Raw genomic sequence first — 23,086 nt, 5'->3', positions numbered from 1 at the left:
CGGCTTGGGGGTTAGGGGACGGGGGTGTGGACTGTGGTGGGTGGGGTTGGGGTGTAGAGGGTTTCGATTTCGGGGGCGTATTTGGTCGCGATCGGTTTGCGGCGCAGTTTCATGGTGAGGGTGATTTCGTCGCCGCCGGGTTCCCAGAATGTGGGGAGGATGGTGAAGCGTTTGATCTGTTCTACTCGGGATAGTTTCGCGTTGCCTGCCGCGACACCTTGGGCGATGTCGGCGATGACGCCGGGGTCGGTGGCGAGTGCGGCGGCGGAGGGGTCGGGGAGACCGTGTTGGGCCGCATAGGGTGTTGCGGATTCGGCGTCCAGCACGATCAGGGCGGTGTTGTAGGGGCGCGCGTCGCCGATGGTGACGATCGAACCCACGAGCGGGGTGGCGGCCTTGATGGTGTTCTCGATATTGGCGGGGGACATATTCTTTCCGGCCGCGTTGATGATGAGTTCCTTCTTGCGGTCGACGATCCGCAGGTAGCCGTCGGCGTCGCGGGTGAGGATATCGCCGGTGTGCAGCCAACCGTCGGCGTCGACGGCTTCGGCGGTCTTACCCGGTTCCTTGCGGTAGCACTTCATCACCAGCGGTCCGCGGACCAGGAATTCGCCGTCCTCGGCGATTTTGGCTTCCGAGCCGGGCAGCATCCGTCCGACGGTGCCCAGGCGTGCCTCGGCGGGCGGGCTGGCGCTTGCCACGCAGGTCAGTTCGGACATGCCCCAGATCTCGCTGATCGGGATGCCGAGGCCGCAGAAGAAGCCGAGAGTTTCCGGCGGGATCGGCGCGGCGCCCGACATCGCCCACTTCACTTGGTCCAGGCCGAGTCCGGTGCGCAGCTTCGACAGCACCAGCTCGTCCGCCTCGGCCCATTCGGCGGCCAGTTCCGCATCGACGGTGCGCCCGTCGAGCAGCACGGCGGCCTTGCGCGCGGCCACGCCGAGCGCCCATTGCAGTGCGGCCCTGGTGGTCTCGTCGGGTTCATTGGCGACCGAGAATTCGACCGCCGCCTTGAACTTCTCCCACACTCGCGGCACCGCACCCCAGATCGTGGGCCGGGCGTCCACCAGTGCCGCAGGCAACTGGGTTCGGTCCGGCACCACGGTGATCTGGGTGCCGTAGTACTCCTGCAGATATAGCCCGGTGAACCGGTCGGCCATATGCGCGGTCGGCAGGTAGGAGGTTTGCCGGTCGCCGAATTCGACGGGAAGCACCGCGTTGAACGCATGCGCCTCGGCGGTCAGATTGGCGTGGGTGATCTCGACGCCCTTCGGATTCCCGGTGGTACCTGAGGTGTAGACCAGCGTCGCGATATCGTGGGGGCGCACCGCCCGCCAGGTCGCCTCGAAGTCGAAATCATGGCGGCCCTTGGCCTTCAGTTCGGCGAGGCTGATCGTTCCGGCCTGCTCGGCATCCATGCAGACGATGGTTTCGATCTGTGCACCGCAGGTGCGGACCCGCTCGACGTACTGCTCCTCGCAGATCACCACCCGGTTGCCCGCATTGCCGAAGACATGGTTCAACTGCTCGGGCGCGAGGGTGTTGTACACCGAGAACGAGGTCGCGCCGGTGTGCTGCGCGCCGACCTCGATCGGATAGAACTCGACCCGATTGGCCATCATCAGCGCGACCGTATCGCCGCGCCCGATCGCCAGCCCGTGCAGTCCCGCCGCGATAGCCCGGACCTGTTCGGCGTACTCGCGCCAGGTCAGTGCTTGCCCGCCACCGATGGAGCGCACCGCGATCGCATCGGGTTCGATTGCGGCAACGCGCTGGAACGCGGCACAGGAGGTATTCGGTTCGGTCATCACACCCATCACCATCACTTCGGCGGAATTTCTTCCCGACCGTAGGTCGCGACATGGTGCGCGCGTGTCGTTTTCGCTCGATTCCGCTGCGGCGCCGCATCATCGACCACATCGGGGGACCAGCCGCCACAGCGAGGTGACTTCCGAGGCGCGGGCGGCATGGAGCGGATCGCTGATGTCCTTCGGGCGGGCGTGCCTCGGCCTGGTGTCGATCCGATCCACCACCCGCAGACCCGCCGACTCGATGGCGGCCTGCAGCTCCGCACGGGTGCGCAGTTGCAGGCGTTCAGCGAGATCCGACAGGATCAGCCAACCCTCGCCGCCCGGTTCGAGGTGGTCGGGGAGACCGGTCAGGAAGGCGCGCAGCATGGTGCTGTCCGGGTCGTAGACGCCCTGCTCCACGGCCGAGGTCGGACGGGCCGGAAGCCACGGCGGATTGCAGACGACCAGATGCGCACGGCCATCGGGAAATAAGCCGGGGCCCTGCACATCGACGTGACCGGTGAGCGCGAGCCGGTCGATATTGTCGCGGGCGCAGTCGAGCGCGCGCGGATTGATATCCGTGGCGACGATGTGCTCGACGCCGCGGCGCGCCAAAACGGCCGCGAGCACACCGGTTCCGGTGCCGAGATCGAAGGCGGTGAAGTGCTCGACCGGCAGCGGCGCGCAGGCGACCAGATCGACGTATTCACCGCGCACGGGGGAGAACACCCCGTAGTGCGGGTGGATCCGCGCGCCGAGAGCCGGTATGAGGACACCGTTTTCGCGCCATTGGTGTGCTCCGATCGCGCCGAGCAGTTCGGTGAGCGCGACCACCATCGGCTCTCGCGAAGACCCATATGCCTCGGTGCACGCCCGCCGCACATCGGGTGCCCGCCGCAATGCCAGCGAATGATCCCGCTCCAGTTGCACGAGCAGCTTGCCCAACACCCGGGCCCGATGGCCGCGGGCGCGGCGGTACAGGTGAAAGGATTCGGCTGGATCCGTACCTGTGGGTACGGGTTTGCGATCGATGCGGCGGCGCAATACCCGCAGCAAGTGGCGCGCGTTGTGGAAGTCGCCACGCCACAGCAGCGCTGTCCCTTCGCAGGCCAGGCGGTAGGCGATATCGGCGCGCACGCGGTCATCGATAACCGCGACCCGGGTGGGCATCGGCGCGGCACTCTCGGAATGCCACTGGGCGCTGTGGTCGGTATCTGCTTCGGTCCAATGAATGGTCGACAAAGGAGTGCTCCTCGTGATGGGACGTGCGTTGGCACGGAGAGCACTTCGACGAGGAGCGGGAGGTCGACCTGAGGGCCGGTGGGCCGAAAGAGGACGCGCTAGCGATCCCGCGTCGAAGCGCGCGCGAAGCCGTCGCCGAGGACCATGCCTAGCGTCATGAGCAGCCCTTTCACCGGAATGTCCGTTCAAGCCTCGCACACTGGGCGCGGCCGGTGTCGCCCAGGGGCCATATCGACCGGCTGGATCGGGCGCGGATCCCGCAGGCGGGCAAAATCCGCCGACCAGACGTCCGCGCCAGCCGCGGATGCTGCTCGAGGTCCGGCGTGAGCGGGTCCTCGATGCCGCGCTGCGGCTGGTGCACCAGGACGGGTACGGCGCGGTCACCATGGAGGCGGTCTCGCACGCCGCCGAACCTCGTGTGTACGCGGCCTATCCGGGTGCCGAGGCCACCCTTCACCGCCGAGCGCTACCAGCGGTTCGCGCGCGCGGTGCTCGACCTGTTCGCGCCACCACCGCGCTGATCCGGGATCGCTGCCCTCAGCCGACGCCCATCCACTCGTCGACCTGATCGATCGCCCCGGGTGTGAACGCACAGCTGAGATGGTCACCACACCGAGCGCCGCCATCAGATACAGCACCGAGGCGGGCAGCTTCCCCGTCCATGGTCGCGCGCAGCAGGCTCAGATCGGCGGGCGTGCCACCGGCGGCGGCGCCGAGACTCACGCCGCGCGTTCGAGCGCGCCACGCGATAGCCACCGCTTGGCTGTACACGTCTGAGACAGCGACATACATTCTGGTCATGAACACCATCGAGCTGGACGCGCCGGACGGCACCCTCGAGGCGATCCTGGCCCGCCCGACCAGGAACGGGCCGTGGCCTGGTGTCGTGGTGATCCACGACGCCGTCGGCTTCGGCTCCGATCTCCGCGCCAATGTCGAAATGCTTGCCGACTATGGCTATCTCACCATCGCTCCGAATCTGTTCGCCAACGGCCGAGTGCGCTGCATCCGCGCGGTAATGCGCTCGCTGATCCTGACCGGTGCGAGCCCGGCGATCCGGGAGATCCTGGCCGCCCGGGACCGGCTCGTCGCCGAGCCCGACTGCACCGGTAAGACCGCGGTCATCGGTTTCTGCATGGGTGGCGGTTTCGCATTGCTCACCGCGCCTATGGGGTTCGACGCGGCCGCGCCGTTCTATCCGGGTCTCTACGGCGACTACCGCGCCCAGCTCGAGGGCGCGTGTCCGGTAGTGGCCAGCTACGCCCAACTCGATCCCTCGCTCATCGGCGCGGGCCGCAAACTCGACCACGCGCTCACCGAACTCGGTGTCGAACACGAGATCAAGACCTATCCGGGCACCATGCACGGTTTCGCGAATGTCTTCGCCATCGACCCGGTGCTGCGGGTCACCGGCCTCGGCTACGACGCCGACGCCACCCGCGATGCCTGGCGTCGCATCTTCGCCTTCTTCGACAGGCACCTCACCGACGGCGCTGCGGACGACTCCGAGTAGGCGGGCAATCCCATCATTCACCGCGCCATTGCGGCGCACGCTTCTCGGCGAAGGCGCGCGGACCTTCGAGCGCGTCCTTGCTGGTGAAGATCGGGGCCGCCTCGTGGAAGCTCATCTCCCAGATCGGGTTGTCCCAATCGGAGCCGAACTCGTTGACGCGGTGCATGATTCGCTTGGAGGCACGCACCGACAGCGGTGCGTTGACGGCGATCGTCTCGGCGAGTTCCATTGCGGCGGGCAGTACCTGCTCGGCCGGTACGACCCGGTTGACCAGTCCCCAGTGCGCGGCCGCCGCGGCATCGATCGGGGTTCCGGTGAGCACCATCTCGTGGGCGATCTTGGGCGGGATCTGGCGTGGCAGCCGCAGCACCCCACCCGCGGCGGCGAACAGGCCGCGGGTGACCTCGGGCAGTCCGAGGTGAGCGTCGGCGCTCATCACCGCGAGATCGCAGGCCAGTACGATCTCGGTGCCGCCGCCGAGGGCGAATCCGTTGACGCCGGCGATGAGCGGTTTATCGACGAAATGCTGGACCAGACCGGCGAATCCGTATTCCGGGTGCTGCGGATCGTGAATGCCGTTGCCGCGCGCCAATTCCTTGAGGTCGGCGCCCGCGCAGAACGCGCGACCGGCCCCCGTGATCACCCCGACCCGCAGTTCCCGATCGGCGGCCAACTCTTCGAGGGCCGCGCCGAGGGCAGTCGAGAGCGCGGCGTTCACCGCGTTCATCGCCTCGGGCCGGTTCAGGGTGATGATCGCGATGTGGCCCTCGCGGTGCAGGGTGGCGGCGTCGGTCATAGCGGGCTCCTTGGTCGGCTGCTCGGCAAACCTACCGGGGCGCAGCGGTTTACGAGCCGGTCTCGGTCAGCTTGGTGACGACCGGGCCGAACATGGTGTTCTTGATCGCGCCGAGCGTCTCGGGGTCCTTGGCGCCGAGCGGGGCGAGCAGCGCGAGGGCCTCGGTGGTGACCGTACCTTCGCCCGCGGTCGCATCGACGATATCGAGTGCCCTGGCGTCGACGCCGCTGAAGCGGCGGCCGGTGGTCATCGAGGCGACTGCGGCCTTGGGCGTCAGCTTGGACTGGATCAGCGCGGCCATACCCGGGGTGAACGGAATGCGGATATCGACCTCGGGCAGGCAGAAGTAGCCTCGGTCGCCGCGCATTACGCGGTAGTCATGGGCCAGGGCGAGCATGGCGCCCGCACCGAAGGCGTGGCCGGGCAGTGCGGCGGCGGTCGGGATGGGCAGGGTCAGCACCCGGGCGAACAGCGCCTGCACCTGGCCGATGTACCACTGGGTGCGCTCGCCGTTGGCGACCAGCCAGTCCAGGTCGAGGCCGTTGGAGTAGAACTTGCCGCTCGCGGTGGTCACCAGCGCATCGGCGCCCTCGGCGAGCACGGCGTCGAGGTGGGCGTTGACGGTCTCGAGAAAGGCTGGGGTGAAACGGTTTTCGTCGGCACCCAGGTCCAGGACGGCAATCTTCTCGTGGTAGCTCAGTGTGCTCATGATGTTCCTTTGTCGGGGTTGGGTTTCGAGGTTCGCTCGGGTGGGCCCACGTCGAGCACCGCGCGCACGGCGGCTCGCAGGTGTTCGCGGGCAATGGGTTCGGTGATCCGGTCCCGGCGCAGCAGGATGGCGGTCGGCAGATCGACGACGCAGGTGGTGATCACATCGACCGCGGCGCCGTCGCCCCGGCCCCACAGCGCGCGGGACAGGCGGATGATCAGCGCCACCAGCGCGTCATCGGTTCCGGCGAGTTCGGCCGCGACCTGGTCGGGCAGTTCGTCGCCGAGCAGTTCGTCGCGCGAGACGGTCAGCAGCAATTTCGACGAATCCGGGAACTGTCGCGCGAATTCGACCGGTGTCTCGGCCGCGGCGAGTACCGCCGCAACGACCTCCGGCGAATGCGGGGCACCCCGGCCGTTCGATGAACTCGGGGCAACCACCACGGAGGCCCCGAGATGCGCCTCGACCAGGTCCATCTGCATGGTCAGATATCGCCGTGCGGCCCGTAACCAGCTGCGGCCCAACAGTTCCGCGCGCGAACCGAAGGTGTGATAGATCGCGCCGTTGGAGACTCCGGTCGCGGCGGCGACGGCACGGATGGTGACCGCCGCCGGACCCGAGCGCACGGCCAGCGACTCCGCGGCATCGAGCACGACGTCGGGATCGTGGGTCCGGGGGCGAGGCATGCCACGACTATAACAGAGCGTTTGCTCTGTAATGAAATCGCAGGGTTCCGCATCGCGCCGGCAAACTCTGTTCGACTACGCCACTGCATGTTTCGACCGGTCACGGGTACCTTTGCGGCGTGGCGATGCTATTTCGTAGACTTCGCTACGTTCCAACGCGACGGCAATACGATGAGGTACTGTCTGGTCCTCCCACCCCTGCCCGCACGAACAGAAACGGCGCCTGCGAATGTCACGAGTGGTCACCAAGGAGCAGTATTTCGACACCGCTCTGGAGGTCCTCTCCGAACTCGGCTTCAAAGGCCTCAATATCGGTGTGCTGTGCCGCCGTCTCGGGGTCACCAGCGGCTCGTTCTACCATCACTTCGGCAGCTGGCAGGGTTTCGTGGACGCACTGCTCGAGCACTGGGAGAACCGCCAGGTCGTCATCCTGCGCACGCTGAACTTCAACCAGGGCAACCCCGATGACGATATCCGCGCCATGTCCGACCTCGCCTCGGGTCTACACCACGCCGCCGAGGCCGCGATCCGCGCCTGGGCCGCCAATGACGAATCGGTGAATCTCGCGCTCAAGCGGGTCGACGAATCGCGCCGCCGCACCGTGCACAAGGCGATCAAAGGCGTTGTGGGCGATGATGAGACCACCGCGGTGGTCACCGCGCTCGGTATGTCGATGCTGATCGGCTACCAGCAGATCGCCGCGGGCGGTGAGGACATTTCGCTGGACCAGCTGCTGGCCGAGTACGCGCGGTTGATCTATTCGCACGCCCGCCGGTGAGCTAGCGCTTCGACGCTAGCCGAGCAGTTCGTCCACATAGCACCACCGCCACGCCTCACCCGGCTCGACGCTGCGCATCACCGGATGCCCGGTGCTGCCGTAGTGCTTGGTCGCGTGATTGCCCACCGAGGAGTCGCAGCAGGCAATGTGCCCACAGGACAGGCACATGCGCAGATGCACCCAGGTCAGTCCCTCGGCCAGGCATTCCTTGCATTCATCGGGTTCGTTCGGCTCGAGCAGCAGCGGCGCGGCCTGCAGATGTTCGCACGAGTCGGCGGCCGCGGGCGCGGCCAGCGGTTCGACACGCTCCTCCTCGGTTTCGTCGAAGCGGTCGATCATCGATTCCTCGAGGTCGAGCCGGGACAGCACATACTGCAGGATCTCGTAGTCCGCACCGCCGGAATCCCGCACGCGCAGTACCGTTTCCCGTTCCGCGCGCAGCATCTCGAGTCGCAGCCGCCGATATTCCGCGGTCGGTGTCGCCAATTCCGCTTCCGAGCGGCCGAGCCGCTCCCAGTACGCGTTGGTCCTGCCCGTGACCCGATCACGCAGGCTCTCGACAACCCCCGGCGGCGTATCCGGGGTGATGTGTTTTTCCAGTTCGGCGAGTCCGGCCGCGGTGGCCTGTTGCAACAGATTCGCCTTCTGCAGCGCGTTTTCCGCGCGACTGGGCCCGCGCACATGCAGCCGTCGCACCACCCACGGCAGCGAAGTCCCTTGCAGCAGTAGCGTTCCCGCGACGACGACGAGCGCGAGCAGCTTGAGTACCGCAAGCTGCGGGGTATCGGCTGGCAGCAGCAGCACCGCGGCCAGGGTGACCACCCCGCGCATCCCCGCCCATGACACCACCAGCGGATGGGTCAGCGGCACATCGGCATTCGACAGGCCCAGTTTGCGCGAGAGCAGCGCTACCGGGAACACCCACAGCGGCCGCGACAGCATTGCCGTCAGCATGACCGCCACCGCCGCCACGATCAGGGTGCGGTGATCGAGTCCGCTGCCCCAAGCGCCCTCGATGATCGCACGCATCTGCAATCCGATGATCAGAAAGACAACGCTCTCCAGAATGAACTGGATGGTGCGCCAGTTGGTGCGCTCGGCGATCCGGGAGGCGGCGCTCTGCCATACCGGCGCACCGTGGCCGAGGACCATGCCGCAGGTCACCACCGCGATCACACCGGAGGCCTTGATGCCCTCGGCGGGCAGGTAGGCGACGAAGGGCGCCAGAAACGACAGCGTGGTGTCCAGCACCGGATCGTTGATCCGTCGCCGCAGCATCGCCAGCAGATAGGCGACCACGATGCCGACCGCGGCACCGCCGCCCGCCGCCAGCAGGAAGTCACCACCGGCCTTCCACATCGACACCGTTCCGGCGGCCGCCGCGATCGCGGTGCGCACCGTCACCAGCGCGGTCGCGTCGTTGAACATCGACTCGTCCTCGAGGATGGTGACGATCCGGCGCGGCATGCCGATGCGCCGCGCGATCCCGGTCGCGGCCACCGCGTCGGTCGGCGCGACCACCGCACCCAAGGCGACCGCCACCGCGAACGGCACCGGCAGCAGCCACCACACCACCCCCGCGACCGCGAACGTGCTGAACAGCACCAATCCCACCGACAGCAGCGCGATCGTGCGCGCATTGGCCCGGAAATCGACCAGCGAGGTGCGGATCGCGGAGGTGTAGAGCAGCGGCGGCAGGAATCCGAGCAGAATTATCTCCGGATCCGGATGCACCTCGGGCACGTGCGGCAGATACGACCCGACCACCCCGGCCAGCGTCAATACCAGCGGTTCGGATATCCCGAACCGTCGCGCGAGCGCCGCAAGCGACGCCGCCGAGGCGACTAGAACAACCAGGCCGATCGCGAGATGCACGTTGGCATTCTCGCAGAGCAAATACCCGGCTCAAATAGACCGCACGGTACGTGACACGGACAGTCAGGTCGGTTCCCCGGAATGGCTGTGGCGGTAGCGTTCGCGCGCAATAGTTGTCGGCACGAAGGAGGTAGACATGGAAGAGTTTGCGTCCTGGCGGGCGAGCGGGCGACGCCACACCCACCGCGGCCACCAGATCTTCTGGCAGGACAGCAGCGGTAGGGGCGACGGAAATCTGCTCTGCATCCACGGATTTCCCACCGCGTCCTGGGATTGGCATGCGGTCTGGCCGGGTCTGCGCGAGCGCTTCGCCCGGGTGATCGCGCCGGATATGATCGGCTTCGGCTGGTCGGCCAAACCCCGCAACTACGACTACCGGATCGCCGATCAGGCCGATATCCACGAGAACCTGCTGCGCGAGCAGCGGATCTCACGCGTACACATCCTGGCCCACGACTATGGCGATACCGTCGCCCAGGAGTTGCTGGCCCGCGATGCGCAACGTCGCGCCGACGGCGACGACTCGCTGGTGATCGAATCGCTATGCCTGCTCAACGGCGGGCTGTTCCCCGAGACCCACCGGGCGCGGGTGGTGCAGAAGCTGCTGGCCAGTCCGCTCGGACCACTGGTCGGGGTGTTCGGCACCGAACGGGTCTTCCGCAGCAACCTCGCCGCGGTCTTCGGACCCGACACCCGCCCGAGCACCGAAGAACTGGACCAGTTCTGGATCCTGTGGTGCAGCAAGCATGGGAAGAGCAATGGGCACAAGCTCATTCGGTATATGGGCGAGCGCAAGACGAATCGCGAACGGTGGGTGGGTGCGCTGCGCGATACGCCGGTTCCGGTCCGGCTGATCGACGGGCTACTCGACCCGGTCTCCGGTGCGCATATGGTCCGTCGCTACCGCGAGCTGATTCCGAATCCGGATGTGGTGGAGTTGCCGAAGGTCGGTCACTATCCGCAGCTCGAAGCCCCCGACGAGACCCTGGCGGCGGTGCTGGAGTTCCACGCGAGCCGCGTGACGTAGGACATCAACGGACAGCTCCGGCCAGATGACGAGGACAGCACCGGCCAGGTGACCTAGGCCATCGTCGCTCCCGCCCGCCTGCGCATCGAAGGATGGCCCGGGGTCGTTCCGGTTTGTCCGTGGGCCGATCGCATCCAGCTGCACGCCATTGTCGGCGTGCACTGGTGCGTCGTCTACGGCGTCGGCGGGCTCGACCGTCCCGCGATTATGGGGAGTCCCATACCATGGCTACATGGCAGCGACACGCCGATCGAATAAGGATGCTCCGGCGCGCCCACGGGTGCGGGACGCGCGACGGCGGATGATCGAGGGCACGATCGAATCCCTGCGTATCCATGGCGCGAGCGCTACCAGTGTGGACCGGGTGCTGGCCAGTACCGGCGCGCCGCGCGGTTCGGTCTATCACCACTTTCCGGGCGGTCGCACCCAGCTGATCTCCGATGCCCTGGCCGCGGCCGGTGGCTCGATGTCGGAATTCATCGACACGATCACCCGCGATAACGACCCGATGGTCGCCCTGGACATGTTCGTGGCGCTGTGGCGGCGGACCCTTATCGACAGCGATTACCGAGCGGGCTGCCCGATCTTCGCCGTCGCCGTCGAAACCAATGACGACGCACCGGAATTCGCCATGACTGCCGCCGCGATCTTCGCCCGCTGGAATACCGCCCTGACCGACCTGCTGATCCGCCACGGCTTGAACCCGGCGCGCTCGCGCCGCATGGCCACCCTGACGATCGCCGCCGTCGAGGGCGCGATCGCGCTGTGTCGAGTCGAACGCGATACGGCCCCGCTCGAGGACACCGTCAGCGAACTCCAGTCGCACCTCGCCGCCACCATCGGCACTCCCGGCGAATAGCCGCAGGTCGCGGCGGCCCACCGCGCCGATCGTCTGCGATCCGGCTCGCCTTGGCGACTGGCGGGCTCGTCGTGCTGGGGTTCGCCAGCAGTGGTCGACTTTTCTGCGCAATGTTGTTCAGCTGCCGTAGCGACTTGCGGAGCAGCGGCATGGGCTAGGCTCAGCAGTCTGCGGAACCCATCGCCTGATCGGAACCGCGCGGCGGTGGGGCTCGCCGGACCCGAACCGCGGTCACGTACCGCCAACGGTCCCTACTTGTGACGACCAGCGCCCACTGGGCGCGCCACGAGTAGGAGAAACGTGCCCACACCATCACCCGCCACCACTGCCGGATCAGATCCGTTCGCTACCCGACCGCGGCGTGCACGGTTGCGCGAGCACGCTCCCGTCCTTGCTGTGATCGCCCTGGGCGGCGCGATCGGCGCCACCGCCCGCTACGCCGCTGCACTGCGGTGGCCAACCGCGCCCGGCGCGTTTCCCTGGACCGTGCTGCTGGTCAACATCACCGGCTGCGCCGTGATGGGCGCTCTCATGGTCCTGATCGCCGAAGTCTGGACCGGGCAACGGTTGCTGCGCCCATTCCTGGGCACCGGTGTCCTCGGCGGCTACACCACCTTCTCCACCTACGCCGCCGACTTCCACCGCCTCGTCGACACTCGTCACGCCGCCGCCGGGCTGATCTACCTCGCCGCCACACCGATCCTCGCGCTGACTGCTACCTGGACCGCCGCCACCCTCACCCACACCTTCATCGACCGGAGGACACGATGACCCGCCTCACCGGAGATGCGCTACGCCTGACGGTGTTCATCGGCGAAAGCGACACCTGGCACCACAAACCATTGTTCAGCGAGATCGTCCACCGCGCCCACCACGCCGGACTGGCCGGGGCCAGCGTGTTCCGCGGTGTGGAGGGCTTCGGCGCATCCTCGCGCGTCCACACCACCCGGCTGCTGTCGCTGAGCGAGGATCTGCCGGTCGCCATCGTCATCATCGATTCCGCCGACCGCGTCCGCGCATTCCTGCCCCAGCTCGATGAACTCGTCACCGAAGGGCTCGTCATCCTCGACCCCGTCGAAGTCATCCGCTACGTCGGCCGCACCGAACAATCATGACCTGGCTGCTCGTCATTGCCGGGGCCGCGATCGGCGCTCCCGCGCGCTACCTCACCGACCGACTCGTCCAGGCCCGCCACGACACCGTCTTCCCGTGGGGCACCTTCACCGTCAACGTCGTGGGCAGCTTCACTCTCGGGTTTCTCACCGGCGCGGTCACCGCGGCAGCCGTAGGCCCCAACGTGCAATTGCTGATAGGCACTGGCTTCTGCGGTGCCTTGACCACCTACTCGACCCTGTCCTACGAAACCCTGCGCCTGACCCAAACCGGCGCACGCTTCCACGCGATCGCCAACCTCGCCGCCACCATCATCGCGGGGATCGGCGCCTTCTACACCAGCACCGCACTTACCCAAGCCATCTGGCACTGAACCAACCACCGCACGAGCCGCACCGACCCACGAGTCACACCGCGCCCCAGCCATGGCACCCGCCGCGGGGCAGGTCGGTGAGCAGAACCCGGCATCGAGCACGGCACGCACACCACTGCCCGCCACCTAGCCCTGAACCTCACCATCTACCCCCGAACACGACCGATCGGTCGGCAGTGCATCTTGACATCCGGATTATGGTGGAGACCATAATCAGTACCGGGTACGAACGAGAAGGTCCACCGCGCCCGTCGCCGATGCGCCGATCCGAGGAGACGCCGATGTCGCGAGCAACCGAGCTCGACCTGGAGACGATCGACCTGGCCCGCAACGGGAGAGTGCTCACCGCGACCGTTGTCGCGCCACCGCTGAACTTCGTCACCCCTGCCGTCGTGCGCGATCTGGATCTGCTCACCGCGGCCGCCGATACCGATGACACGGTTGGTGCGATCGTGCTGACCGGCGGGCTGCCGGGGCGCTTCCTCACCCATGCGGATCCGAACGCGCTGACCGGCATGCTCGCGATGCCGCATCCGTTCCTCCCGGCCCGCGCGGTCGCACCGCTGATTCCGGTGCTCAATACCGGTCTGCGGGTGCCGGGCGCGGCGCGGGTGCTCGAGCGTTTCGGCGGCGGCCTCGGCACCGGCATGGTGTGGGGCTATCGCTGGAAGCGAACGACCATGCGGATGAACCGATCACGCGTGGTCTACCTCGCCGCCATCAACGGTCCCGCCCTCGGCGGCGGCCATGAGATCGCGCTGGCCTGCGATATCCGCTATGCCGCCGACGCCGACCACGTCAAACTCGGCCAGATCGAGTCCATCGCCGATCTGATTCCCGGCGGCGGTGGCACCCAACGCCTGCCGCGGCTGATCGGTGCGGCCAAAGCGATCGAGCTCACCCTGGAAGGCACACCGCTCAGCGCACCGGAGGGTCTGCGTCTGGGTCTGGTGCACCGGCTGATTGCCGAAGACGATCTGCTCGCCGAAACCAGGGCCACCGCCGCCCGGCTGGCCGCGCGCAATCCGGTCGTCATCAAGGAACTCAAACGCGCGATCTACTTCGGCACCGAAAAGTCGCTGTCGCGCGGTCTGAACCACGAACTGGCCGCGTTCCTGTCCACCGGCAGCAGTAAGGCCGCCACCCGCACCCAGGACGCCTTCTTCGACGATCTCGCCCGACTCGGTGATACCCCGTTCCTCGCCGACCCCAAGGCGTGGATCGACGGCACACGCGTCGACCAGACCAGTTGACGTGCGCTACGGCGCCGACCCACATCGATCCACAGGAGCAGTATGAGCACCGCCGCGCCGCAAGGCAGCCGAGTCCAACCAGCCGATCCCGTCGGCAATGTCGAGCGGTCGAAGCGCGAGCACGCCAATGCTGCTGCCGCACAAGGAGAATGGCACAAGACCGCCTGCATCCTGTGCGAGAACAACTGTGGGCTGCTGATCCAACTCGACGGTCGCAGCTTCGCCAAGATCCGTGGCGATAAGGACCACGTCGCCTCGGCCGGATACACCTGCAACAAGGCGCTGCGCCTGGACCACTATCAGAACGGCGGCACCCGCCTGACCGCTCCGCTGCGCCGCGAGGCGGACGGCAGTTTCACCGAAATCGATTGGGATACTGCGATTTCCGAGGTCGCCGCACGTCTGTCGGAGGTCAAGCAAAAGCACGGCGGCGAGAAGATCTTCTTCTACGGCGGCGGGGGACAGGGTAACCATCTCGGCGGCGCGTACAGCGGCGCCCTGCGGCGCGCACTGGGCAGCCGCTACCGCTCCACCGCGCTCGCGCAGGAGAAGACCGGCGAGGGCTGGGTCGACGCGCATCTGACCGGCGGCCACACCACCGGCGACTTCGAACATGCCGAGGTGTCGGTATTCCTGGGCAAGAACCCCTGGCAGTCGCACGGTGTGCCACGCGCGCGCACGGTACTGCAGCAGATCGCCAAGGATCCGGCCCGCACCATGATCGTGCTCGATCCGGTGCGCACCGAAACCGCAGATCTGGCCGATATCCACCTGCAGGTCCGTCCCGGTACCGACGCGTGGTGCCTAGCCGCGCTGCTGGCGATCCTGGTCCAGGACGATCTGCTCGACCACACCTTCATTGCCGAACACCTCGACCAGGTCGACGCCGTCACCGCCGCACTCCGCGATATCGACGTCGCAGCCTACGCCGAAACCTGCGGTGTCCCAGTCGAACTGCTGCGCACCGCTGCGCACCGGATCGGTACCGCGAGCAGTGTCGCCACCTACGAGGATCTCGGCGTCCAGCAGAGCCCCAACAGCACGCTGATCTCCTATCTGAACAAGCTGCTCTGGCTGCTGACCGGAAATTTCGCCAAACCCGGTGCCATGCAACCACATTCGTGGATGGTCCCGCTGGCGGGCTATAGCCGCGACATCAAACGCAGCCCGGTCACCGCCGCACCCATCCTCGGGGGTATGGTCCCGTGCAACTCGATCGCCGAGGAGATCCTCACCGGCCACCCCGACCGGTTCCGGGCAATGATCATCGAATCCGCCAATCCCGCACATTCGCTGGCCGACTCGACCAGCTTCCGCGCCGCACTCGACGCACTGGATCTGGTCGTGGTCATCGATGTCGCGCTCACCGAAACCGCACGTCACGCCGATTATGTGCTGCCCGCGGCCAGCCAGTTCGAGAAATGGGAGGCCACCTTTTTCAATCTGGAGTTCCCGCACAACACCTTTCATCTGCGCGCGCCGGTGCTCGACCCGCTGCCGGGCACCCTGCCCGAACCCGAGATCTATGCCCGCCTGATCCGGGAACTGGGCACCGTCGGCCGCACTCGGCTGGCCGTGCTGCGCACCGCCGCCGAACTCGGCCGCCGCCCCTACGCCCTGGCCTTTGCCGCATTACTCGCCCTGGACAAGAAGATCGGCGCACTCGCCCCCTACCTGCTCTATGAAACGCTCGGTCCCACCCTGCCCGACGGGGCGCGCTCCGCGGCGGTGCTGTGGGCGCTCGCGCAGCGGGTCGCCAAGGTGCATCCGGCCGCCATGCGCCGCGCAGGCCACGCCGACGCCGACGCCCTCTTCGATGCCATCCTCGCAGGCCGCTCCGGGGTCACCTTCACCGTCGACGATTATCCGGACGCCTGGGACTATCTGCCGCAGCCACGAATCTCCTTGGCAATCCCGGAACTACTGCACGCCCTGCGCGAACTTCCCAGCACCCCAGCCACCCACACCACCGCGGAATTCCCGTTCGTCCTGGCCGCCGGTGAACGTCGTTCCTTCACCGCCAACACCATCTTCCGCGACAACACCTGGCGCCGCCGCGATCCCGAAGGCGCTCTGCGCCTCAACCCCACCGACGCCGACGCCCTCGGCCTCACCACCGGCGACCACGCCCGCATTACCACCCGCCGCGGCAGCGCCGTCGCCGCCGTCGAAATCAATGACCGCATGCAACCCGGTCACGCGTCACTGCCCAACGGCCTCGGCCTCGACCTGCCCGACGGCACCCGCACCGGAGTGGCCGCCAACGAACTCACCGATGCCGCCTGGCGCGATGCGATTGCCGGAACGCCGTGGCATAAGCACGTTCCGGCGCGCATCGAACCGTTGCCAGACGCATAGCCGCCAGTCCGCGGGCACCGGTGGCTCAATGTTCGGCCTACCTGCCGATGATGTCGGTCGGCGCGACTGGTGGTCGTGTTCGCGGCGACGCGGGTGTTCGCAGACGAGGAGATGGCTTGATCGGGAGCCGAGGCCGTCTGTCCGCACTGCGCATCCCTTGCTGTGCTCCACTGCTTTCGCACATATGGCGACACCGTAGAGTCGGCGCATGGTTTTTCAGCTCGAGCTGCAGCCTGCCCCACCCTTGCACCTGACGCCGCAATGCGTGGTGCACACCGGAACCGTGCGATTATTCGAGACCGGGACGCTCATCCACACCTCCGGCGCACCCGCCGAGCGGTTCGGCTTCTTCCTTCCGAACACCCACCCGCTGCCCGAGGACGCGCCCGAACCCCACCTCTGGGCGGAGATGCATCTGATGACCGCGACCGCTGCCTCCGGGTCCGGAGACTTCCCCTTCGGCGTCGCACACGCACACGCGGCCTACGTCCCCGATCCCCGCCACGCCTTGCACCGCTGGCTGCATCTGACCGCCGCCGCCCACCCCGCCCGCCAGGTCCGCCTCGGCTACCGCATCACCGTCCTATCGCCATAGCCCGCCGCATTAGGTACAGATCGACATCACCTGACGCCGTGTCGATACGAGGAGACGGGCGAGTGCTGACGTCGGTCGTTGTACACGACGGCCTCCACCTTCGCCGGTGTCTTGATCCGAGCCGTGTCCGGGCACCAGGAAACCTTCTACGGTTTTCCAGTGGCGATGCTGCCGTGGTGTCGGAGCGGGCGCGGATGTAGAAGTCCAGGTGGGCTTGTGCCGCTCGGTCCCAGCGGTATTCGGCGGCGGGGTGCGTCCGCGGTCGGCACGATCCGGATCGGGATGTAGTGCGAACCCCGGAGAATTCGACACCCCCGTGCTGACGTTTGCTGGATGCGCTGCTGCGGTAATCGCTCATGGAGATATGGGGTCGATACCAGTGGGACACAATGGGATCGATCAACCTTTGTACATGTGTGGGATGTAGGGGAGCTCGGTATGGCTAGAAAATTGCACTACGTCGGAACGCTGCCCGCGGAGTTGGTGACGAGTGATCGCGTTGTCATGGAGTGGGTCGTCGACCACAGTAAGGGGCACTCGGTGACTGCGGTCCCCCGAGATCTGGATCCGGACTGGATCATGGACTACCTGCGGACCCGCAAGGACCAGGACGTGTTCGAGGTCAGGCAGGAGGGGGAGTACGCCGACTACAGCGACTTCCCGTCCTATGGTCTGCGCTCGGGACATACGCTGCAGCGGCAGCACGTCAGCATGGATCGGATCGACCGGATCGGTGAGGTCGTCGACGCATTCAACGCGATGCAGGGCGACCGCGGGGAGCTCGGCGCCACGAAAGTACAGATCAGCCAACCCAATCCGCTGGATCTGGCCATGTTCGTATTCGCAGGTGCGGCGGTTTCGAACGGGTTTCCCGTCGGGAGAGCACTGCGCCGCTCGGGTCTGCTCGTCGCGGCGCTTCGGCATCTTCCGGTGTTCGCTGACGCGGTGCTCGAGGAGATGAGCACGGTCATCGCCCAGCACGGCGACCGTGTCGTGTTCCAACTCGAATCCCCTCTCGCGCTGCTGAGCATGGTGAAAGCCCAGCAGTTGCGCTCGCAGTGGGCGATCGCCCCGCTGGTCGCGCGACAGCTCGCGGGCGTGATCGGGCAGATGCATGAGATCGCCGCCGACATTGTGGTGCACCTGTGCTATGGCGACTACAACCACAAAAGCTTGCTGTCACCGCGCGATCTGGCCCCAGCGGTGAACCTGCTCAATAAGACTGCGCGACAGCTGAACAGGCGCGACGTTCCGCTGCCTCCGGTGCATATTCCGTGTGCCTACGGTGCCGAGCCGGCACCGCAGGATCCCGAATTCTATGCGCCGTTGCGCAGGCTCGATCCGGGCTGGCGGCTGATCGCCGGTGTCGTTTCTCCGGACTCCGCCGAAGACAGCGCCCGCGCGCTGACGCATTTCGAACAGGCCTCCGGCCGAACCGCCTACGGAGTCGGCACCGCGTGCGGGCTCGGCCGATGCAGTGCCGAGGAAGCGGCACTGGCGGCCGCGAACATGGTCGCCGTAGCGGTCACCGACGAAACGCACGGCTAGAACTTCGGCTGAGCACGGATCGCGCGGTCCGGGCGCTGGCGGTGTACGCCAGTGGACCCGGGCGGCGCGATCGCGCACATCCTCTGCTGCGCTGTCGGACAACAAGATTGGCATCCGCTCGGTTCGAGCCGCGGGTGCAGCCCGTCGATCCAGCTGTCGCGCTGGACGATCCGAGGCAGGCGCAAGCGGTGACCCTCGCGTAACTGGACGACCGCCCGGTAATGGGCTCTGCCGCATGGCTATCCGCGCGCGAAGGGCCTCACCCAGAGCTGCCGAATTCTGAGATGAAGTTCACCACCCGAACGATTCTGGATGGAACGAGCCGTGTGCCGCGCGGGTCGGCCGTAGTCTGAATACCGTAGGGAGAGTGAGGTGATGACCTACGACGTCGATGATCACCACCTGGCCGAGCCATTCCATTCCCAGCTGCAACACCGCCTAGCTGGCTAAATACCCTTCCCCCGCATCGGTTTCTGCGCCGACCTCGCCGTCTTGTTCGGCGCGTCGCCCGTCACGTCGAGTGACGACGGTTCAGCGTGAAAGTCTCGTTCGGGGATTTCAGCGACTCCTCAGTCACCGCGAATTCGCCATCGGCTGCGTGCCGAATTGCGTTCTCCTAGTTGAGAACTCGGCATTGCTTGCTACAATCAGTGACGTGCGTCGTTACTGTGGCTAACCAATGGCAATGCTTAGCTCGGGCGTGTCTGCGGCCGTGGACAACCGGGAGTTGGTTCGGTCGCAGGTGTCGACGCACGATCCTTGTCGGCAGATCCAGGGAGTTCGCATGAACATTCCGCACGTTCTGGTCATCGGTGGCGGCCCAGCCGGTTCCACCACCGCAGCCACGCTGGCTCGGGCAGGAGGTTTCCGAGTAACAGTCCTGGAACACGACGAGCATCCGCGCTATCACATCGGGGAGTCACTGCTGGCGTCGTGTTTGTCGACGTTGCGCGTGTCCGGCGCCTACGACGCGGTTGCCGAACACGGCTTCCAGGTGAAGCGGGGCGGCTACTTCCAGTGGCAGAGCGACCACTGGCTGCTGGACTGGTCCCGGTTGGTCGACGAGGACGCGTGGTCATGGCAGGTCGATCGCGCCGACTTCGACCACATCCTGCTGAAAAACGCCCGCGAACAGGGCGCGGAGGTGATCGAGCGAGCCACCGTCACGAATGTGATCATGGACGGTGACCGTCCGACGGCCGTCGAGTGGACCGTCCACGGTGACGACACGATTCACACAACCGAGTTCGACTTCCTTGTCGACGCGTCGGGCCGAGCCGGTGTGCTGGCCAAGAAGGGACTGCTTCAGCGCGAACAACTTCCGGGGTTCCGCAATGTCGCCGTCTGGTCGTACTGGGAGGGTTCAACCCTGCATCCGGATAGTCCAGAGGGCGCGATCAATGTGGTCTCCACCCCCGAAGGCGGTTGGTTCTGGCACATTCCGCTGGCAGGCGGCCGCAACAGCGTCGGCTATGTCGTGGCCACCCGAAAGGCCATGGACAAGATTCGGGAGCGTGGACTCGAGCAGTACTACCTCGACACCATCGGCGACAGCGCACCCATGGGTGAAATGCTCGCCGGTGCAACCAGGGTCGCGGAGGTAAAGGCCGAGACCGACTACTCCTACACTTCGGACCGGTTCTGCGGCCCGGGGTGGGCGGTCGTCGGTGACGCGGCAGCATTCCTGGATCCGCTGCTATCCACCGGTGTGCACCTGGGTACCTACGGCGGGCTGATCGCTGCGGCGTCGATCGCGAGCATTCTGCGAGGCGATCTGGAGGAGGCCGAAGCCCTCGGCTTCTACCAGCACACCCTCCGACGGGCGTATACGCGATTCTTCGTGTTGGTCTCGCGAATGTATGAGCAATACATCGGTGCCGACGAATACTTCGGACACGCCAGCAAACTCACCGAGGCGCAAGCAGGCGACACTCCGGAGACGTCGTTCACCAAGATCATGTCCGGGCTGACCGACATGCGCGAATCATCGGGCGAACAGCAGCTCACCGGATCCGAGACCATCATGTCCGAGGTCGGCAATCTGTACGACGAATCAGCGAACCTCAACTACATGGGCGGCGACAACAAGCACAGCACCGGTCTGGACATGTCGCCAGTCTGGGATGTCTGGCGTCGCCCGTTCTCCGGAATGGCCGACGGTGAATTGCGCGTCACTGACACGCCTCTGGGACTGACCAGACAGCCGCTCACCGCTGAAGAAGTCCAGCGGTGGACGCGGCCGGTCCGTCCGCCGAAGCCTGCCAGCGAGCCGGTGCATTAGGCAGCGGCCTTACAGATTCTCGTGAGAACTGTTGTGCGGAGCTGGCTGTGACGGTCATGCACTCCGGCCCCGAGCTACCGGGCGATTCCACGCCCGGTAGCTCGGATGTCCGGATGGTCTCAGACGCGATCGGGCGATTCGGTCACCCGGTCACCCGGATGCTGCTGGGCAGTACAGGTTTCACCATGCCGGCTCTCGAGGCGATCGTCGGCGCGCAGCTCCACGTCCAGGTGTTGCGCCAAGGCGATGTCGAGGCCAGCCAGATACCGGCCGCGGTCACCGTGCCATTGGAGGTGTCCGGCATCGATCGTGTTCTCGTGCGCCGGTCCTGTTTGATCACTGCTGACATGGTGACCGCATCGGTCAATGACGTCGTCGCTGTGCGGGAACTCGCGGCCGCGTCCGGAATCGACGATCTGCACGTTCCGATCGGATCGGGTCTGATCTCTCGTGGCGTATCCCAGCGGCGCCGTATGCTGCGGGCAGGACTCATGAGTTGGCCGGATGGTCGACCGTGCGCGATGCGGGCCTACGTCATGTGGCTCGAAGACCGGCCGGTCTGCTATGTCCGCGAGGCCTTCAACCCCGATGTCATCCCACCAGACCGCAGCCCGCTATCCGGCCAATGATCTCCGACCGCGCTGGGCCGGGTGGGCGGCAGATCAACGATTCCGCGGTTCACTGCACTTGTAGTGGGCCGCAGACCGTTTCATCCATTCCGGTCACGTTGAGGTAGGGAGCTGCGATGCCATCGCTGCTGGAAATCACCACACATCTGTTCCTGCAACTCGCGGTCATCCTGGTGACCTATCGGTTGCTGTGGCCACTGTTGCGGCGGTTGGGGCAGGTGCAGGTGGTGGTCATCATGGTCGCCGGATTCCTGTTGGGGCCTTCGGTTCTCGGCTGGGTGTGGCCGCAGGCGCAACGCTGGTTGTTCCCGACTCAACTGAAAGTCGGTGACGCCAGCATCATGCATCCGAATCTGACCGCGATCTATGTGGTCGGACAACTCGGACTGATCTTCTACATGTTCATGGTCGGGTCCTCGTTCGAACTCGATATCCTCGGCTCGCATCTGCGTCGAGCCGGTGCCACCTCAGCGGTCGGTGTCGCCGTGCCGATGGTGCTCGGCGCCGGGGTCGGCTGGTGGTTGGTCGGGCAGGGGCGGTATTTCACCGACAAGATAGCGAATTGGCAAGGCGCACTGTTTCTTGCGGCCGCGGTCGCGGTGACCGCGTTCCCGATCCTGGCTTGGATCATCTACGACTCCGGGTTGTTGAAGACGAGGTTGGGCACGATGTCGCTGGCGTGCGCGGCTGTCGATGACGCGTGCGCGTGGATCCTGCTCGCTGTTGTGGTCGCCACCGCGAAGGACAGCCTGGGTGGTGCGTTCCTCGCGGCCGGTGGCGGAGCGGCGTATGTGCTGTTCATGAGCCTGATCGGGCGGCGACTGCTGGCTCGTCTCAATACCTGGACTCCACGCGCGGGGGATAACGAACGCGCGGGTGGTCTGCCGGTCGGGCCACTGGTGGTGGTGCTGGTGGTGGTGCTGCTGGCCGCGAGTTTCACCGATTATGTCGGTATCCACTCAGTACTCGGCGCATTCGTCGCCGGATTGTGCATGCCGCGCGGGGAGCTGATCGACCGCATCCGCGAACGACTCGAACCACTGGTCAGCTATCTGCTGCTGCCTGCGTATTTCATCTACACCGGACTCAACACCAAGCTGAGCCTGGTCTTCGACCCGGCGGTGCTCGCGGTCACCGCGCTGGTATTGGTGGTGTCGTTCGCCAGCAAGTTCGGCGCCATCGGCTTGGTCGCCCGGGCGCAGGGGATGGGTTGGCGGGAAGCGGGCGCGATGGGTGCACTCGCCAATGCCCGCGGGTTGATGGAACTGGTGCTGTTGAACATCGGACTCTCGTCCGGGCTGATCACCGCCGAGCTCTACACGATCCTTGCCCTCATGACGCTGGTGACCACCTTCGTCGCGACCCCACTTCAGCGGATGTTCGAACGCAGCGCGTGGAAGGACGGAATGGTCTTCGGGCCGAATGGCGAGCAGCGCAAGGAAACCGACGCGTTGACTGGGCGGCGAGATCATCGTGAGACAGCGATCGAGCGCAGCGACGAACGCGAGCGCAGCGGTGAGGCCACCTAGCCCACCACCCCGCGAAGCATCGAAATACCTTGTGCCCACTGCGGCAACGCCAACCCTGCGCTTCTGGGCCACCGGCGTCGAGGCGATCCGGTTCAGCGACCCGTCGGACTCGTTGAGGCCCCTTGCGGATCA

Annotated in this window: 22 protein-coding genes; 15 read left to right on the top strand and 7 right to left on the bottom strand. The window is 66.3% G+C overall.

Translation table 11 applies throughout. The features are described from left to right. Positions 1-11: 11 nt before the first annotated feature. Together fadD11 and ACWEO2_RS02210 are read right to left on the bottom strand one after the other, a co-directional pair. Entirely contained in the window at positions 12-1,817 is a 1,806-nt protein-coding gene (gene fadD11 / locus ACWEO2_RS02215; RefSeq protein WP_452403642.1) for a fatty acid--CoA ligase FadD11, read from the bottom strand. A 90-nt stretch (positions 1,818-1,907) separates the two neighbouring features. Next, positions 1,908-3,032 carry a methyltransferase gene (locus ACWEO2_RS02210; RefSeq protein ID WP_452403641.1) on the bottom strand — a complete coding sequence of 375 codons (1,125 nt, stop codon included), beginning with the start codon at positions 3,030-3,032 and terminating at the stop codon, positions 1,908-1,910. A gap of 304 nt (positions 3,033-3,336) precedes the next feature. On the opposite strand from ACWEO2_RS02210, the gene ACWEO2_RS02205 reads away from it, so the two are divergent. Beyond that, positions 3,337-3,600 (top strand): hypothetical protein, encoded by a 264-nt coding sequence (locus ACWEO2_RS02205; protein ID WP_452403640.1) that lies wholly within the window; start codon positions 3,337-3,339, stop codon positions 3,598-3,600. Here ACWEO2_RS02205 and ACWEO2_RS02200 read toward each other — a convergent pair. Next, positions 3,570-3,788 carry a hypothetical protein gene (locus ACWEO2_RS02200; protein WP_452403639.1) on the bottom strand — a complete coding sequence of 73 codons (219 nt, stop codon included), beginning with the start codon at positions 3,786-3,788 and terminating at the stop codon, positions 3,570-3,572. The genes ACWEO2_RS02205 and ACWEO2_RS02200 overlap by 31 nt on opposite strands. Before the next feature lie 43 nt (positions 3,789-3,831). On the opposite strand from ACWEO2_RS02200, the gene ACWEO2_RS02195 reads away from it, so the two are divergent. Next, positions 3,832-4,545 (top strand): dienelactone hydrolase family protein, encoded by a 714-nt coding sequence (locus ACWEO2_RS02195; protein ID WP_452403638.1) that lies wholly within the window; start codon positions 3,832-3,834, stop codon positions 4,543-4,545. Between the two features lie 13 nt (positions 4,546-4,558). Here ACWEO2_RS02195 and ACWEO2_RS02190 read toward each other — a convergent pair whose 3' ends face one another. Genes ACWEO2_RS02190 through ACWEO2_RS02180 form a run of 3 tightly spaced genes read right to left on the bottom strand, consistent with a single transcriptional unit; the run spans position 4,559 to position 6,736 of the window. Beyond that, positions 4,559-5,341 carry a crotonase/enoyl-CoA hydratase family protein gene (locus tag ACWEO2_RS02190; protein ID WP_452403637.1) on the bottom strand — a complete coding sequence of 261 codons (783 nt, stop codon included), beginning with the start codon at positions 5,339-5,341 and terminating at the stop codon, positions 4,559-4,561. A gap of 49 nt (positions 5,342-5,390) precedes the next feature. Beyond that, complete coding sequence (locus ACWEO2_RS02185; protein ID WP_452403636.1) at positions 5,391-6,050, bottom strand: enoyl-CoA hydratase-related protein; 660 nt, start codon at positions 6,048-6,050, stop codon at positions 5,391-5,393. Next, positions 6,047-6,736 carry a TetR/AcrR family transcriptional regulator gene (locus tag ACWEO2_RS02180; protein WP_452403635.1) on the bottom strand — a complete coding sequence of 230 codons (690 nt, stop codon included), beginning with the start codon at positions 6,734-6,736 and terminating at the stop codon, positions 6,047-6,049. The genes ACWEO2_RS02185 and ACWEO2_RS02180 overlap by 4 nt, the downstream gene beginning before the upstream one ends. Positions 6,737-6,965: 229 nt before the next feature. On the opposite strand from ACWEO2_RS02180, the gene ACWEO2_RS02175 reads away from it, so the two are divergent. After that, positions 6,966-7,514: a TetR/AcrR family transcriptional regulator gene (locus tag ACWEO2_RS02175; RefSeq protein ID WP_354955246.1), complete on the top strand. Its 549-nt coding sequence runs from the start codon at positions 6,966-6,968 to the stop codon at positions 7,512-7,514. Between the two features lie 15 nt (positions 7,515-7,529). Here ACWEO2_RS02175 and ACWEO2_RS02170 read toward each other — a convergent pair whose 3' ends face one another. After that, positions 7,530-9,389: a Na+/H+ antiporter gene (locus tag ACWEO2_RS02170; protein ID WP_452403634.1), complete on the bottom strand. Its 1,860-nt coding sequence runs from the start codon at positions 9,387-9,389 to the stop codon at positions 7,530-7,532. A 136-nt stretch (positions 9,390-9,525) separates the two neighbouring features. On the opposite strand from ACWEO2_RS02170, the gene ACWEO2_RS02165 reads away from it, so the two are divergent. From ACWEO2_RS02165 to ACWEO2_RS02110, 12 genes are all read left to right on the top strand, one after another. Next, positions 9,526-10,416 (top strand): alpha/beta fold hydrolase, encoded by an 891-nt coding sequence (locus ACWEO2_RS02165; RefSeq protein WP_452403633.1) that lies wholly within the window; start codon positions 9,526-9,528, stop codon positions 10,414-10,416. 232 nt (positions 10,417-10,648) lie between these two features. Beyond that, a complete protein-coding gene (locus ACWEO2_RS02160; RefSeq protein WP_452403632.1) occupies positions 10,649-11,275 on the top strand; it encodes a TetR/AcrR family transcriptional regulator in 627 nt (208 codons plus the stop codon). Between the two features lie 300 nt (positions 11,276-11,575). Beyond that, the gene (locus tag ACWEO2_RS02155) at positions 11,576-12,046 is read left to right on the top strand and encodes a fluoride efflux transporter FluC (protein WP_452403631.1); all 471 of its coding nucleotides are present in this window, start codon (positions 11,576-11,578) and stop codon (positions 12,044-12,046) included. Continuing rightward, the gene (locus tag ACWEO2_RS02150; protein WP_354955256.1) at positions 12,043-12,390 is read left to right on the top strand and encodes a DUF190 domain-containing protein; all 348 of its coding nucleotides are present in this window, start codon (positions 12,043-12,045) and stop codon (positions 12,388-12,390) included. The genes ACWEO2_RS02155 and ACWEO2_RS02150 overlap by 4 nt, the downstream gene beginning before the upstream one ends. Next, positions 12,387-12,761, top strand: a complete 375-nt coding sequence (crcB, locus tag ACWEO2_RS02145; protein WP_354955258.1) for a fluoride efflux transporter CrcB — start codon at positions 12,387-12,389, stop codon at positions 12,759-12,761. The genes ACWEO2_RS02150 and crcB overlap by 4 nt, the downstream gene beginning before the upstream one ends. A gap of 281 nt (positions 12,762-13,042) precedes the next feature. Then, positions 13,043-14,014, top strand: coding sequence for an enoyl-CoA hydratase/isomerase family protein (locus ACWEO2_RS02140; protein ID WP_452403630.1), 972 nt, complete (start codon positions 13,043-13,045; stop codon positions 14,012-14,014). Positions 14,015-14,056: 42 nt separating this feature from the next. After that, positions 14,057-16,372 (top strand): molybdopterin-dependent oxidoreductase, encoded by a 2,316-nt coding sequence (locus ACWEO2_RS02135; RefSeq protein WP_452403629.1) that lies wholly within the window; start codon positions 14,057-14,059, stop codon positions 16,370-16,372. Between the two features lie 208 nt (positions 16,373-16,580). After that, complete coding sequence (locus tag ACWEO2_RS02130; protein WP_452403628.1) at positions 16,581-16,967, top strand: hypothetical protein; 387 nt, start codon at positions 16,581-16,583, stop codon at positions 16,965-16,967. Positions 16,968-17,405: 438 nt separating this feature from the next. Beyond that, positions 17,406-18,515, top strand: coding sequence for a hypothetical protein (locus ACWEO2_RS02125; RefSeq protein ID WP_452403627.1), 1,110 nt, complete (start codon positions 17,406-17,408; stop codon positions 18,513-18,515). Between the two features lie 784 nt (positions 18,516-19,299). Next, positions 19,300-20,796 (top strand): NAD(P)/FAD-dependent oxidoreductase, encoded by a 1,497-nt coding sequence (locus tag ACWEO2_RS02120; protein ID WP_452403626.1) that lies wholly within the window; start codon positions 19,300-19,302, stop codon positions 20,794-20,796. A 113-nt stretch (positions 20,797-20,909) separates the two neighbouring features. Further along, positions 20,910-21,425: a hypothetical protein gene (locus ACWEO2_RS02115; RefSeq protein ID WP_452403625.1), complete on the top strand. Its 516-nt coding sequence runs from the start codon at positions 20,910-20,912 to the stop codon at positions 21,423-21,425. Between the two features lie 116 nt (positions 21,426-21,541). Then, positions 21,542-22,954: a cation:proton antiporter gene (locus ACWEO2_RS02110; protein WP_452403624.1), complete on the top strand. Its 1,413-nt coding sequence runs from the start codon at positions 21,542-21,544 to the stop codon at positions 22,952-22,954. Positions 22,955-23,086 lie beyond the last annotated feature (132 nt).

It is taken from the genome of Nocardia sp. NPDC004278 (assembly GCF_053602975.1).
Note: the sequence above shows the minus strand (reverse complement) of the source record. Positions and strands in the feature narration are given on the sequence as shown.

Bases quoted from the DNA above. Each gene is read 5' to 3' on its own strand.
- fadD11 (WP_452403642.1), bottom strand. From the start codon at position 1,817: ATGGGTGTGATGACCGAACCGAATACCTCCTGTGCCGCGTTCCAGCGC.
- ACWEO2_RS02205 (WP_452403640.1), top strand. From the start codon at position 3,337: ATGCTGCTCGAGGTCCGGCGTGAGCGGGTCCTCGATGCCGCGCTGCGG.
- ACWEO2_RS02195 (WP_452403638.1), top strand. From the start codon at position 3,832: ATGAACACCATCGAGCTGGACGCGCCGGACGGCACCCTCGAGGCGATC.
- ACWEO2_RS02190 (WP_452403637.1), bottom strand. From the start codon at position 5,341: ATGACCGACGCCGCCACCCTGCACCGCGAGGGCCACATCGCGATCATC.
- ACWEO2_RS02185 (WP_452403636.1), bottom strand. From the start codon at position 6,050: ATGAGCACACTGAGCTACCACGAGAAGATTGCCGTCCTGGACCTGGGT.
- ACWEO2_RS02180 (WP_452403635.1), bottom strand. From the start codon at position 6,736: ATGCCTCGCCCCCGGACCCACGATCCCGACGTCGTGCTCGATGCCGCG.
- ACWEO2_RS02175 (WP_354955246.1), top strand. From the start codon at position 6,966: ATGTCACGAGTGGTCACCAAGGAGCAGTATTTCGACACCGCTCTGGAG.
- ACWEO2_RS02165 (WP_452403633.1), top strand. From the start codon at position 9,526: ATGGAAGAGTTTGCGTCCTGGCGGGCGAGCGGGCGACGCCACACCCAC.
- ACWEO2_RS02160 (WP_452403632.1), top strand. From the start codon at position 10,649: ATGGCAGCGACACGCCGATCGAATAAGGATGCTCCGGCGCGCCCACGG.
- ACWEO2_RS02150 (WP_354955256.1), top strand. From the start codon at position 12,043: ATGACCCGCCTCACCGGAGATGCGCTACGCCTGACGGTGTTCATCGGC.
- crcB (WP_354955258.1), top strand. From the start codon at position 12,387: ATGACCTGGCTGCTCGTCATTGCCGGGGCCGCGATCGGCGCTCCCGCG.
- ACWEO2_RS02140 (WP_452403630.1), top strand. From the start codon at position 13,043: ATGTCGCGAGCAACCGAGCTCGACCTGGAGACGATCGACCTGGCCCGC.
- ACWEO2_RS02135 (WP_452403629.1), top strand. From the start codon at position 14,057: ATGAGCACCGCCGCGCCGCAAGGCAGCCGAGTCCAACCAGCCGATCCC.
- ACWEO2_RS02130 (WP_452403628.1), top strand. From the start codon at position 16,581: ATGGTTTTTCAGCTCGAGCTGCAGCCTGCCCCACCCTTGCACCTGACG.
- ACWEO2_RS02125 (WP_452403627.1), top strand. From the start codon at position 17,406: ATGGCTAGAAAATTGCACTACGTCGGAACGCTGCCCGCGGAGTTGGTG.
- ACWEO2_RS02120 (WP_452403626.1), top strand. From the start codon at position 19,300: ATGAACATTCCGCACGTTCTGGTCATCGGTGGCGGCCCAGCCGGTTCC.
- ACWEO2_RS02115 (WP_452403625.1), top strand. From the start codon at position 20,910: ATGGTCTCAGACGCGATCGGGCGATTCGGTCACCCGGTCACCCGGATG.
- ACWEO2_RS02110 (WP_452403624.1), top strand. From the start codon at position 21,542: ATGCCATCGCTGCTGGAAATCACCACACATCTGTTCCTGCAACTCGCG.